Source organism: Methylobacterium dankookense (assembly GCF_902141855.1).
In the GTDB taxonomy this organism is placed as follows: domain Bacteria; phylum Pseudomonadota; class Alphaproteobacteria; order Rhizobiales; family Beijerinckiaceae; genus Methylobacterium; species Methylobacterium dankookense.
Genome location: NZ_CABFVH010000001.1, coordinates 237,947 through 249,693 on the forward strand (window position 1 = coordinate 237,947; position 11,747 = coordinate 249,693).

The following is an 11,747-nucleotide window of genomic DNA, read 5'->3' on the forward strand; positions in this document are numbered from 1 at the left end:
GGTGTCCCGCCCGATCAGTACCGGTGCCGGCTCAGGCCGGCATGGCGGCGACCGAGATCGGGGGACGCGCCGAGCCGTTCATGTCGCCGTAATGCGGCGCGAAGGGCGCGGCCTTCTGCAGCTTGATGACCTCGCCCTGGCGCGAGATCAGGTCCTCGTAGGCGGCGACGTACTTCTTCACCATGCACTCGGCGGTGAAGGCGGTCTCGAAGTGGCGGCGCACGCCAGCGCGGCTCATCGTCTTGACCTTGTCCACCGCGGCCACGGCCTCGTCCATCGAGTCGCAGAGCACGCCGCCGACGCCGTCCTTGATCACCTCGGGGACCGAGCCGTTGCGGAAGGCGATCACCGGGGTTCCGGCCGACATCGCCTCGATCATGACCAGGCCGAAGGGCTCCGGCCAGTCGATCGGGAAGGCGAGCGCGAGCGCGTTGCCGAGGAAGTCCTTCTTCTGCTCCTCGTTGATCTCGCCGATATACTCGATCAGCGGGTGGTGGATCATCGGCTCGATGACCTCGTCCCAGTACTCCTGGTCCGCCTTGTCGACCTTGGCGGCGATCTTCAGCGGCACGCCGGAGCGCTTGGCCATCTCGATCGCGCGGTCGGGCCGCTTCTCGGGCGAGATGCGGCCGAGGAAGGCGAGGTAGCCGCCCTTCGACTCGGGGTAGAACGGGCAGTTCTCCGCCGGCAGGCCGTGATGGATCGTCGACAGCCAGTTCGAGTTCGAGGGCATGGGCAGGCGCTGGTTGTCGGAGATCGACACCAGGGGCATGCCCGTGAAGGTCTTGTAGACCGGCATGAAGTCCGGAACGTCGAGGCGGCCGTGCATCGTGGTGACGCACTTGTAATAGAGGTCCTCGAACATCGGGTACTGAAGCAGGTCGATGTGGAAGTGCAGGATGTCGAACTCGTGCGCCCTGCGATGGACCTGATGCAGCATCGCGAGATGGCTCGCGGTATGGTCGCGGTAGCCGAGCAGGCGCAGGCCCTCCGGCGTGCAGGCCGCAAGCTTGGCGCTCGTCTGGGAATCGCCGCTGGCGAACAGGGTCACGTCGTGGCCCTGACGGACGAGTTCTTCGGTGATCCAGCTAACGACGCGCTCGGTGCCGCCGTAGAACTTCGGAGGAACAGCCTCCGAAAGCGGGGCAATCTGGGCAATGCGCACGAAAGTGTCTCCTGTGAAGGCCGGAATTGCGGGGATCTAACCCGATCGGGCCTGAGTGGGACATGAACGAAACGGACGGCCAAGGTTTATGGTTCCTGGGACCCGCCACGGTCACGCGCGATTTGTGCAACGCGCAAACCGGTCCCCGATTTCCACGCCCGGGCGGTGATTCGTGCGCCCTTCCCGCGCCGCGGGAGCCGGCCTTGGAAGCGGGCCGAGCACCGCCGGGTGCTCCCATTGATGCGGCGTCTCGTTTCTGTCATAAGCCGCCCCGCGTCGAACCGACCGGCCGTAGGGCTGCCGTGGCGGTTCGTGCTGCTCCTCATGAAGCATCAGGGCGCGTGGTTCCGGTCTCCCGGCCGGAAGCGTTCGCGCCATCGGAGAGCCAAATGCCCAAGCTGAAGACGAAGTCGGGCGCTAAGAAGCGCTTCAAGATCACCGGGACCGGCAAGGTCCTCTACGCCCAGGCCGGCAAGCGCCACGGGATGATCAAGCGGACGACGAAGCAGATCCGCAACCTGCGCGGCACCACGACCCTCTTCGAGGGCGATGCCGCCAACGTGAAGAAGTACTTCCTGCCGAACCAGCGGTAAGTCCTTCATCCTGAAGCGTATCTGATTTCTAGAATTCCAGGAGAGATCCCATGGCCCGCGTCAAGCGCGGCGTGACGAGTCACGCGAAGCACAAGAAGGTCCTGAAGGCGGCGAAGGGCTATTACGGCCGTCGCAAGAACACCATCCGCATCGCCAAGCAGGCGGTCGAGAAGGGCATGCAGTATGCCTACCGCGACCGCAAGAACAAGAAGCGCACCTTCCGCGCCCTCTGGATCCAGCGCCTCAACGCCGCGGTCCGCGAGCACGGCCTGACCTATTCGCGCTTCATCGACGGCCTCGCGAAGTCGGGCATCGTCGTCGACCGCAAGGCTCTGTCGGAGCTCGCCATCCACGAGCCGGCGAGCTTCGCCGCCGTCGTCGAGAAGGCCAAGGCCGCCCTCCCGAAGGCCGCCTGAGCGCGACCCGGCATCCTGCGATGCTGCGAAAGGCGCGGCGCTCCTCGTGAGCGCCGCGCCTTTGCCGTTTCCGGCGCCCTGAAATGCGGCGATGCGGGCGCCTCGTCGTTTGCGCGCTTGCGTGAAACCGAGCAAACGCGCAAACGCCTCCGCACCAGCACGACCAGCGGCGACATGACGACCGGCGACATGGCAACGACCGACCTCGACACCCTCGAACGCGATCTCCTGGCCCAGGTCGAATCCGCCTCCGACGAAGCGGCGCTCGAGGCCGTGCGCGTCGCGGCGCTCGGCAAGAAGGGCAGCGTCTCGGACCTCCTGAAGACGCTGGGCGCCATGACGCCCGACGAGCGCAAGACCCGCGGCCCGCAGATCAACGGGCTGCGAGACCGCGTTCAGGGCGCGCTCGCCGGCCGCCGCGAGGCGCTGGCCGAGGCCGCTCTGGAGACGCGCCTCGCGGCCGAGCGGATCGACGTGACGCTCCCCTTGCGCGAGGCGCCGGAATCGCGCGGGCGCATCCACCCGATCTCCCAGGTGGTGGACGAGATCACCGCGATCTTCGCCGATATGGGCTTCGCGGTGGCCGAGGGGCCGGACATCGAGACGGACGAGCTGAACTTCACCGCGCTCAACTTCCCGCCCGGCCATCCTGCGCGCGAGATGCACGACACCTTCTTCCTCGCGCCCGACGCGCAGGGGAAGCGCAAGGTGCTGCGCACGCACACCTCGCCGGTCCAGATCCGCACCATGCGCGCGCAGCAGCCGCCGATCCGGGTGATCATCCCGGGGCGGACCTACCGGCACGATTCCGACCAGACCCACACGCCGATGTTCCACCAGTGCGAGGGGCTGGTGATCGATTCCGCGGCCAACATCGCGAACCTGAAATGGGTGCTGGAGGAGTTCTGCCGCGCCTTCTTCGAGGTGGACGCGGTGAAGATGCGCTTCCGGCCCTCGTTCTTCCCCTTCACCGAGCCGTCGGCCGAGGTCGACATCCAGTGCGCCCGCAAGGGCGGCGAAATCCGCTTCGGCGAGGGCACGGACTGGCTGGAGATCCTCGGCTGCGGCATGGTCCACCCGAACGTGCTGCGCAATTGCGGGCTCGATCCGGACCAGGTGCAGGGCTTCGCCTTCGGCGTCGGCCTCGACCGCATCGCCATGCTCAAATACGGCATGCCGGACCTGCGCCCCTTCTTCGAGGCGGATATGCGCTGGCTCGACCATTACGGCTTCCGCCCGCTCGACGTGCCGAGCCTGGTCGCCGGGCTGACCGCCTGATCCCTGCGGCGGCCGCGGGCCGCCATCCGCGCATCCTGCCCGGCGCGCCGGCCCGACCGGTGCCTGCCGAGGGACCTATCCGATGAAGTTCACCCTCTCCTGGCTCAAGGACCACCTCGACACCACGGCCTCCCTCGACGAGATCGCCGAGACGCTGACGCGCATCGGCCTCGAGGTGGAGGGCATCGAGGACAAGGCCGCCGCCCTGAAGCCCTATGTCGTGGCCCGGGTGCTCACCGCCGAGCAGCACCCGAACGCCGACCGGCTGCGGGTCTGCACCGTCGATTCCGGCGACGGGCAGCCGCTGCAGGTGGTCTGCGGCGCGCCGAACGCCCGAGCGGGCATGATCTCGGTCTTCGCGCCGCCGGGCACCTACGTGCCGGGCAAGAACATCACCCTCTCGGTCGGCACCATCCGCGGCGTCGAGAGCCGGGGCATGCTCTGCTCGGGCGCCGAGCTCGGCCTCGGCGACGACCATGACGGTATCCTCGACCTGCCCGCGGATGCCCCCGTCGGCACGCCCTACGCGCTCTATGCCGGGCTCGACGATCCGGTCATCGAGATCAACCTGACCCCGAACCGGCCGGACTGCACCGCCGTGTCGGGCATCGCTCGCGACCTCGCGGCGGCCGGCCTTGGCAGTCTGAAGCGCGAGCCGCAACCGCCGCTGCGGGGCGAGGGCCCCTGCCCCGTCGGCGTGACCCTCGATTTCGACCCGAACCATCGCGACCTCGCCCCGCTCTTCGCGCTCCGTCTGGTGCGCGGCGTGCGCAACGGGCCCTCGCCCGACTGGATGCAGGCGCGGCTGCGGGCGATCGGCCTGCGCCCGATCAACGCGCTCGTCGACATCACCAACTACATGACCTTCGATCGCGGCCGGCCGCTCCACGTCTTCGACGCGGCCAAGGTGCGGGGCGACCTCTCGGTGCGCCTCGCCCGCCCGGATGAGCGCCTGAAGGCGCTCGATGGCCGCGAGCACGCGCTCACGGGCGAGATGGTGGTGATCGCCGACCAGCAGGGCGTCGAGTCGATCGCCGGCATCATCGGCGGCGAGGCCTCGGGCTGCGACGAGGCCACCACCGACGTGCTGATCGAATCGGCGCTCTGGAACCCGCAGAACATCGCCCAGACCGGGCGGCGCCTCGGCGTGGTGACGGATGCGCGCTACCGCTTCGAGCGCGGCGTCGATCCGGCCTCGACGCTGCCCGGGCTCGACATCGCGACACGCCTCGTCGTCGAGATCTGCGGCGGCAGCCCGACCGAGGCCGTGATCGCGGGCGAGCTGCCCGAGACCGAGCACGTCATCGACTTCCCCTGGACCGAGGTGCGCCGGCTCGCCGGCATCGACCTGCCGCGGCCGGAGATGAGGGTCATCCTCGAATCCCTCGGCTTCCACGTGGCCGGCTCGGGCGACCGGGTGAAGGTGCTCACCCCCTCCTGGCGCCCGGACGTCGAGGGGAAGGCCGATCTCGTCGAGGAGATCGTGCGCATCGCCGGCCTCGACCGGATCGAGGCGAAGCCCCTGCCCCGGCCCGGCAACGTGGCGAAGTCCGTGCTCACGCCCCTGCAGAAGCGCACCCGCCTCGCCCGCCGGGCGCTCGCGAGCCGCGGCCTGATGGAGGCGGTGACGTGGTCCTTCATCCCGCATGCCGATGCCGAGCTGTTCGGCGGCGGCGGGGCGGATCTGGTCCTCGCCAACCCGATCGCCTCCGACCTCTCGGACATGCGCCCGAGCCTCGTGCCGGGCCTCGCCCGTGCCGCCCAGCGCAACGCCGACCGCGGCTATCCGGACGCCGCCCTGTTCGAGGTCGGCCAGTGCTTCGGCAGCGACGAGCCCGAGGGCCAGTCCCTGCGCGCCGCCGCCCTGCGCCGCGGCAGCGCGGGCTTCGCCGGGGCCGGCCGGCACTGGGACGGCACGGCCGCGACGGTGGACGCCTTCCAGGCCAAGGCCGACGCGCTCGCCCTGCTGGCGAGCCTCGGCGTGCCGAGCGGCGGCCTTCAGGTGGTGGCCGGCGGCCCGGCCTGGCTGCATCCCGGCCGGTCCGGCACGCTCCAGTTCGGGCCGAAGAACCAGGTCGGCTTCTTCGGCGAGATCCATCCGCGGGTGATGAAGGCCCTCGACCTCAAGGGCACGCTCGTCGCCTTCGAGATCGATCTCGGCGCCCTGCCCCTGCCGAAGCAGAAGGCGACCAAGACCAAGCCCGTGCTGGCGCTCTCCGACTTCCAGCCGCTCTCGCGCGACTTCGCCTTCGTGGTCGGCCGCGACGTGCCGGCGGGCGAGATCGTGCGGGCGGCGCAAGGTGCGGAGCGCAAGCTCGTCGCAGGCATCGACGTGTTCGACATCTACGAGGGCACCGGCATCCCCGAGGGCCAGAAGTCGGTGGCGATCGCGGTGCGGCTCCAGCCGGTGGAGCGCACGCTCACCGATGCGGAGATCGAGGCGGTGAGCCAGAAGATCGTCGCCGAGGTCGCGCGCAAGACCGGCGCCACCCTGCGGGCCTGACCGGATCCGCCCCGCCCGCCACAAGCGGACGGGGCGCCCGGCTCCCCCGTATCGCATGGCCTTGCGCCGAACCGGCCAGCTGAGGAGCGGAGCATGGACGACGCCGCCTTGATCGCGGAGCTTTCGGGCTCCCTCCATCTGCCGAAGGTCGCCCTGCGCAAGGCGCTGGAGCGGCCGGAGCTGCTCGCGCCGGAAACCCTGCGGCTCCTCGAGAAGGCCGCCTCCGGCGCCGAGCTGGAGGAAGCCGAATCCAGCCTGATGTTCTGGGGCCTGCACGTGCTGGCCCATGCGCGGGACGGGCGCGCCCTGCCCCCGCTCCTGCGCCTGCTGCGCCAGGACGGCGACACGGTCGACGCCCATCTCGGCGACGCCGTCACCACGACGCTGGCCAAGGTGGTGGCGAGCCTGTTCGACGGGGAGCCCGAGCCGATCTTCGCGCTCATCCTCGACAGCACGGTGGACGACTTCGTCCGCCAAGCGCTGTTCTCGGCCTGCATCACCCTCTGCCATACCGGCCGGATCCCGCGGGAGGCCGTGCACGCCCTGCTCGTGCGCTTCGACGAGGCTTCCGCCGCCGTCGAGGAGGCGTCGGCCTGGATCGGCTGGGAGGAGACGATCGCGCAGCTCGGCTTCCGCGATCTCGTGCCCCGGGTCGAGGCCGCACGGCGCGACGGGCGCATCACCGACGAGTTCAGCGACTTCGCCTGGTTCAAGGAGGCCCTGCGCAAGGCGGAGGCGCGCCCGGACGACCTGCGCCGCTTCGACCGCTGGAGCTATGGCACCCTCGACGATCCGGTCGAGGACCTCGCCTGGACGGCGGAGGGGGCGGGGTCGCCGCAGCGCAACCCCTACAAGGATGTCGGCCGCAACGATCCCTGCCCCTGCGGCAGCGGCAAGAAGTTCAAGAAGTGCTGCCTGTCGAAGGTCGAGGCCGACCTATAGCATCGGCAGCGTGCGCGGGCGCGGCCCGCGCGGGAAATGCGCGTCGATCATCGCGATCTCGGCGGCGTTCAGGACGAGGTCGGCGGCGCCGGCATTCTCGATCGCCCGGGCGGCGCGCACCGTCTTCGGCACGGTGAAGGTGTTGTCGAGCCGCGTGAGGAAGGCCAGGGCCACGGCGTAGGGCGTGGTGCCGTGGGCGCGGGCGATGCTCGCGAGCACGCCGCCGCCTGCGCTCGACGGATCCGGGAACTCGCCGCTCCCGAAGGGCGAGTAGCCGACCAGCGCGACGCCGTGCTGCGCGCACCAGGGGATGACGGCGTGCTCGATCGCCCGCTCGCCGAGGTGGTAGAGCACCTGGTTGCAGGCGATGCGGTAGGGGCCGGCGATCCGCAGCGCGGCCTCAAGGTCGTCCACGTCGAAGTTGCTGAGGCCCCAGGACAGGATCTTGCCGTCGTGGCGCAGGTCCTCGAACCCGGCGATCGTCTCCTCCAGGGGATGGTGGCCCGGCCAGTGCAGCAGGTAGCAGTCGAGCCGGTCGGTGCCGAGGCGCTTCAGGGACTGTTCGCAGGCGCGCACGACCCCGCGCCGCGTGGCGTTGCCCGGCACCACCTTCGAGACGAGGAAGACCTCCTCGCGGAGGCCCTGGACGGCCTCGCAGACGATGGCCTCGCCGTCGTCGTACATCTCGGCCGTATCGATATGCGTCATCCCCGCATCGACGCCGGCGCGCAAAGCCCGCACCGCGGCGGAGCGCTCCGCCGAGTCGATGCGCCACGTGCCCTGGCCGATCACGGGCACCCGCACCCCCGTCGAGCCGAAGCTTCTGGCGTACATGCGGCGCTCCCTCTCGTGCCACCCGCTGTCCGGACGCGTCGGCGGCCCTGTCTTGCACACCCGGCAGAGTCCAACCTGTGGTTGTCATGCTTGGGGCGGGCGCGTCGCATCCGCGTAGACCGCCTTATTCACGCCATCAACGGGGAATGAGCAATGGGTCGGTCCCGTCGCCAGTGGTAGACTTTCGGCCAGGATGTCGCCTTTCGGGCGGCCAGGCCTCGCCGTCCCTGCGGACGCGGACCGAAGGGGGGCACGGATGCTGCCGCAGCATCGCTGGTTCTGGATTTTCATCCTGCTCGCCACGGCGGGAGCCGGCGTCGTCTACAACTTCATCTTCGCCGCGGGCATCTCACCGCTGGCCGGGCTCGCCTATGGCCTGTGCATGGGCGGCACGGCGCTCGCCTTCGACCGCGGCCTGATCCTGGCGGGCCTCCAGGCGCATATCCGCCGCCTGCCGGCCGTCCTGTTCGTGCCGGCGGCCGAGCTTGCCTACGTCGCGATGATCGTGCTCGGCAACGCCCTCGGCGGCCTCGTGGTCTGGACCTTCGGGCTGACCGGCGATCCGCTCAACGAGGCGGTGCGGATGACGCCGCGGGTGCTCACCTACGCGCTCGCCGTCTCGGCTCTTCTCGTCTTCGTGATCCGCATGCGCGACCTGATCGGGGCCGAGGTCTTCGTGAACCTCTTGGTCGGCCGCTACCACCGGCCGGTGGAGGAGGAGCGGATCTTCCTGTTCCTCGACGTGGTCGGCTCCACCGCCTTCGCCGAGACCCATGGGGACCTGCGCGCCCAGGAATATCTGAGCGCCGTCTTCGCGGCGCTTGCCGAGCCCGTGCGACGCAACCTCGGCTCGACCGACGACTATATCGGCGACCTCGCCATGATCACCTGGCCGATGAGCCGGGGATTGCCCGACGCACGCTGCGTCGCCTGCGTCTTCGACGTGCTCGACAAGATCGAGGCGGAGGCCGAGAGCTGGGTCGCGCGCTTCGGCACGGTGCCGCGCCTGCGCGCCGCGTTGCACGGCGGCTCGGTGGTCACGGCCGAGGTCGGCGTGGACCGGCACAAGATCGCCTATTTCGGGGATGCGGTGAACGTCACCTCGCGGATCGAGGCCCTGTGCCGCCCGCTCGGCGCGAGCATCCTGATCTCGCAGGACCTGCTCGACCGCCTGCCGAGCCTGCCCCCCGGCATCCAGGCCCGCTCCCTCGGGGCGCACGCCCTGCGCGGGCGCGATCAGCCGCTCTCGATCGCGACCCTGGAACGAGCGGTGGTGGAGACGGAGACGGTCCAGCCCCTGCGCCGGTCGATGCGGGTCGTGGGACGCCGCCGGTGAGGGGCGACGGCGCGCTCCGCGCTCTGCGCGGCGCCCTGCAATTCGGATTCCCGCTCGCCGGACTGATCGTGATCGGCCACGCGGTGATCATCTCGATCGGCGGGGATATCGAGCGCTGGCAATTCGCCCTCGGCGTCCTGCTCATCCTGCTCGGCTTCAGCGCCCGGCTGATCCCGGTAGCGCGCGGGCCCTGAGGGGCGCCCTCAGCGCGCGATCAGCGCCTTGAGGGCCTCGTTGATCCGGTCCTGCCAGCCGGGACCGTCCTTCTGGAAATGCTCCAGTACGGCGCTGTCGATGCGCAGCGTCACGCTCTCGCGCGCGCCCGGCGCAGCCGGGGCCGCGGGTGCCGCCGGCCCCTCCGGACGGCGCGCGGTGGCCGCCCGAAAAGCGGCCTCCGCGGCCTTGCGCGGGTCGGAGGTTCTGCGGCCTCGCATGTCGGACACGATCGTCAGCCCTTCTTCGCCGCGGCCTTGCGGGTGCCCTTGCGAGCAGCTGGCGGCGCAGCCGCCTTGGCCTGCGCATCCGCAGCCTCCTTCGCGAGACGCAGAGCCCGCAAGCGCACCGTCCGCTCGTCGACGGCCTTGATCGCGGCCAGGTGCTCGGCCATCGCCTGCGCGCCCTCGCGGGCCATGCGCTCGGCACGTTCCGCCCGCTCGGCGCGGTTCTCCGCCTTCGCCTTGGCCTGCGCCTCGGAATCCTGGACCTCGTCGTCGATCTCGGTCTCGGTCTCGATCTGCTGGCTCATCCTGTCCCTTTCTGGCCTGACCGCCCGCGCGCTCGATGGCGCGCGACGGCTTCGGCTGATGCAGGTGCGGCCCTGTGGAGGGGAGTGAATCACGGGCCGACGTTCCGACCCGACGAGCGGCCGCGAAGGACTTTCGGCGGGCACGGCACACAATATGTAGGGTGCCGCGGCGAAACTGCCAGAGTTTGACCCGAATTTCCCGCCCCGCTTCCGGCCGGGACAACCGCTAGTCGCAGGATTTTTAGCTCTCACAACGTCCTGTGATCGCGCCGGAATCGCGGATCATCAGAATTCCACCGGCCCCGCGACTCGGATGCGGGGCCGGTCCTGCTTAGCGCGAGACGGTGAAGCGCAGCGGGATCGTGATGGCGAGGCTCGACACGGTGACGCCTGCCGGCGCCGCCGGCATGCCGCCGCGCACGGCCGCGAGGGCGGCGCTGTCGATCTGGCCGACGCCGCTGCTGCTGGCGAGGCCGGCGCTGGTGACCTGACCCGAGCGCGTGACGGTGAAGCGGACCGAGGCGACGCCGCCCGCCGTTCCGACCGCGGCGTTGCGGTTCATCCGGCCGTGGATCGCCGCGCTGATCGCCCCCTGCCATTGCCGCATCGCCGAGGGGTCGTTGCCCGCCGCCGCGCGGCCGCTGGCGTTCTCGCGGGAGGAAGCGGCGGAGCTGCGCTCGGCGCCCTGCGCGGCGCGGGCCTGGCGGGCCCTCGCCTCGCGCTCGGCCTTGAGCTTGGCCTCCTTCGCCTCCCGGGCCGCCTCGCGGCGCTCCTCGACGATCTCCTCGCGGCGCTTGGCCTCGCGGATGGCCTTGAGCTTCGCCTCGCGCTCCGCCTTCAGCTTGGCGAGGTCGGGCTTGGGCTTCTCGGGCTCGACGGGTTTGGGCTGCTCGGCCACCACGGGCGGCGGCGGGGGCGCCAGCGGCTCCGCCTCCGGCGCGGTCGAGGTGATGACCTGGCTCTCGGGCTCGGCGGGCAGCGCCTCGGTCGGCGCCTCGGTCATCGCCTGAGTCTCGGGCGGCCGCTCGGCCGGCACCTCCTCGGGCTTGACCTCGGCCACCTCCGGCGGCGGCGGGGGCTGCGTCGCCTCCTCCACCGGCTTCTCGACCGGCTGGGTCTCGGGCGGCGTCTCCACGCTCGCCTGCTGCTCGCTCTGCGTCTGGGTCGGCGCCTCGGTCATCAGCGGCGCGAGGTCCACCGTCACCTGCTGCTCGCCCGGGGGCGTCGGCGGCGTCAGGCGGAGATAGGCGATTCCGATCAGGCCGAGGCCGTGGAGCGCGAGGGCGACGAGGAAGGCCGCGGCGAGGCCGGAGGGCCGGTTCTTCGGAGCCTCCGGCATCGGGCCGGCGAGGCTCGGTCCTGCGGGCATGGGGGTCGCGCTCATCGGATCAGCGGGCCGCCCCGTCGGAGGCCGGAGCCGGCGCAGCGCCGGAGGGGGCCGCGGCCGGCGCCGGGCCGCCGGGGGACTGCGCGATCAGCGAGACCTTGCTGAACCCGGCCTGGCCGACGAGGCCCATCACCTCCATCACCTTGCCATAGGAGACGTCGCGGTCGCCGCGCACCAGCACGACCTGATCCTTGTTCTCGGCCGCCATCTCGCGCAGGCGCGGCACGAGACTCTCCAGGGTGAAGATCTCCTTGGCGATCGAGGGCTGGCCCTCCTTGTCGACGGTGACCTCCAGCGGCTTCTTCGACTGCGCCACCTTGGCTGCGGCGGTCTTGGGCAACTGCACCGGCACGCCCGTCGTCATCAGCGGCGCCGCCACCATGAAGATGATCAGCAGCACGAGCATCACGTCCACCATCGGGGTGACGTTGATCTCCGACATCGGGGTCGCGTCGAGGCCGTCCTCGTCGTCGCCCCCGCCCGTGCGGATCGAACCCATCGCCATCGGAAACATCCTCCGGGCCGGCGCCGCCCGCGCGGACGCCGCA

At 70.7% G+C, this 11,747-nt stretch carries 13 protein-coding genes; 7 read left to right on the plus strand and 6 right to left on the minus strand.

The features are described 5' to 3' along the window. Positions 1-31: 31 nt before the first annotated feature. Positions 32-1,165 (minus strand): glycosyltransferase family 4 protein, encoded by a 1,134-nt coding sequence (locus tag MTDSW087_RS01225; protein WP_144759035.1) that lies wholly within the window; start codon positions 1,163-1,165, stop codon positions 32-34. A gap of 389 nt (positions 1,166-1,554) precedes the next feature. On the opposite strand from MTDSW087_RS01225, the gene rpmI reads away from it, so the two are divergent. From rpmI to MTDSW087_RS01250, 5 genes are all read left to right on the plus strand, one after another. Beyond that, positions 1,555-1,758, plus strand: coding sequence for a 50S ribosomal protein L35 (rpmI, locus tag MTDSW087_RS01230; protein ID WP_142583067.1), 204 nt, complete (start codon positions 1,555-1,557; stop codon positions 1,756-1,758). A 50-nt stretch (positions 1,759-1,808) separates the two neighbouring features. Further along, on the plus strand, positions 1,809-2,174 hold the full coding sequence (rplT, locus tag MTDSW087_RS01235; protein ID WP_144759038.1) for a 50S ribosomal protein L20: 366 nt from the start codon (positions 1,809-1,811) through the stop codon (positions 2,172-2,174). 189 nt (positions 2,175-2,363) lie between these two features. Then, the gene (pheS, locus tag MTDSW087_RS01240) at positions 2,364-3,452 is read left to right on the plus strand and encodes a phenylalanine--tRNA ligase subunit alpha (protein WP_144759040.1); all 1,089 of its coding nucleotides are present in this window, start codon (positions 2,364-2,366) and stop codon (positions 3,450-3,452) included. A gap of 82 nt (positions 3,453-3,534) precedes the next feature. Continuing rightward, complete coding sequence (gene pheT, locus MTDSW087_RS01245) at positions 3,535-5,955, plus strand: phenylalanine--tRNA ligase subunit beta (RefSeq protein WP_144759043.1); 2,421 nt, start codon at positions 3,535-3,537, stop codon at positions 5,953-5,955. 93 nt (positions 5,956-6,048) lie between these two features. Then, positions 6,049-6,897, plus strand: coding sequence for a DUF1186 domain-containing protein (locus MTDSW087_RS01250; protein ID WP_144759046.1), 849 nt, complete (start codon positions 6,049-6,051; stop codon positions 6,895-6,897). Here MTDSW087_RS01250 and MTDSW087_RS01255 read toward each other — a convergent pair. Further along, positions 6,892-7,731, minus strand: a complete 840-nt coding sequence (locus tag MTDSW087_RS01255) for an aldo/keto reductase (protein ID WP_144759049.1) — start codon at positions 7,729-7,731, stop codon at positions 6,892-6,894. The two genes, MTDSW087_RS01250 and MTDSW087_RS01255, sit on opposite strands and share 6 nt — an antisense overlap. A 256-nt stretch (positions 7,732-7,987) precedes the next feature. On the opposite strand from MTDSW087_RS01255, the gene MTDSW087_RS01260 reads away from it, so the two are divergent. Beyond that, positions 7,988-9,067 (plus strand): adenylate/guanylate cyclase domain-containing protein, encoded by a 1,080-nt coding sequence (locus MTDSW087_RS01260; RefSeq protein WP_144759052.1) that lies wholly within the window; start codon positions 7,988-7,990, stop codon positions 9,065-9,067. After that, positions 9,064-9,261 (plus strand): hypothetical protein, encoded by a 198-nt coding sequence (locus MTDSW087_RS01265; RefSeq protein ID WP_144759055.1) that lies wholly within the window; start codon positions 9,064-9,066, stop codon positions 9,259-9,261. The genes MTDSW087_RS01260 and MTDSW087_RS01265 overlap by 4 nt, the downstream gene beginning before the upstream one ends. A 9-nt stretch (positions 9,262-9,270) precedes the next feature. Here the strand turns inward: MTDSW087_RS01265 and MTDSW087_RS01270 are convergent, their stop codons facing one another. The 4 genes from MTDSW087_RS01270 to tolR form a co-directional block, all read right to left on the minus strand. Further along, a complete protein-coding gene (locus MTDSW087_RS01270) occupies positions 9,271-9,501 on the minus strand; it encodes a BrnA antitoxin family protein (RefSeq protein WP_373322043.1) in 231 nt (76 codons plus the stop codon). Between the two features lie 14 nt (positions 9,502-9,515). Next, entirely contained in the window at positions 9,516-9,812 is a 297-nt protein-coding gene (locus MTDSW087_RS01275; RefSeq protein WP_238179578.1) for a hypothetical protein, read from the minus strand. Positions 9,813-10,143: 331 nt separating this feature from the next. Beyond that, on the minus strand, positions 10,144-11,181 hold the full coding sequence (locus MTDSW087_RS01280) for an energy transducer TonB family protein (protein WP_238179580.1): 1,038 nt from the start codon (positions 11,179-11,181) through the stop codon (positions 10,144-10,146). Positions 11,182-11,200: 19 nt separating this feature from the next. Continuing rightward, on the minus strand, positions 11,201-11,704 hold the full coding sequence (tolR, locus tag MTDSW087_RS01285; protein WP_144759064.1) for a protein TolR: 504 nt from the start codon (positions 11,702-11,704) through the stop codon (positions 11,201-11,203). Positions 11,705-11,747 lie beyond the last annotated feature (43 nt).

Coding starts and splice junctions, on each gene's coding strand:
- pheS (WP_144759040.1), top strand. CDS start 2,364: ATGGCAACGACCGACCTCGACACCCTCGAACGCGATCTCCTGGCCCAG.
- MTDSW087_RS01280 (WP_238179580.1), bottom strand. CDS start 11,181: ATGCCCGCAGGACCGAGCCTCGCCGGCCCGATGCCGGAGGCTCCGAAG.
- MTDSW087_RS01260 (WP_144759052.1), top strand. CDS start 7,988: ATGCTGCCGCAGCATCGCTGGTTCTGGATTTTCATCCTGCTCGCCACG.
- MTDSW087_RS01270 (WP_373322043.1), bottom strand. CDS start 9,501: ATGCGAGGCCGCAGAACCTCCGACCCGCGCAAGGCCGCGGAGGCCGCT.
- pheT (WP_144759043.1), top strand. CDS start 3,535: ATGAAGTTCACCCTCTCCTGGCTCAAGGACCACCTCGACACCACGGCC.
- rpmI (WP_142583067.1), top strand. CDS start 1,555: ATGCCCAAGCTGAAGACGAAGTCGGGCGCTAAGAAGCGCTTCAAGATC.
- MTDSW087_RS01255 (WP_144759049.1), bottom strand. CDS start 7,731: ATGTACGCCAGAAGCTTCGGCTCGACGGGGGTGCGGGTGCCCGTGATC.
- tolR (WP_144759064.1), bottom strand. CDS start 11,704: ATGGCGATGGGTTCGATCCGCACGGGCGGGGGCGACGACGAGGACGGC.
- MTDSW087_RS01250 (WP_144759046.1), top strand. CDS start 6,049: ATGGACGACGCCGCCTTGATCGCGGAGCTTTCGGGCTCCCTCCATCTG.
- rplT (WP_144759038.1), top strand. CDS start 1,809: ATGGCCCGCGTCAAGCGCGGCGTGACGAGTCACGCGAAGCACAAGAAG.
- MTDSW087_RS01275 (WP_238179578.1), bottom strand. CDS start 9,812: ATGAGCCAGCAGATCGAGACCGAGACCGAGATCGACGACGAGGTCCAG.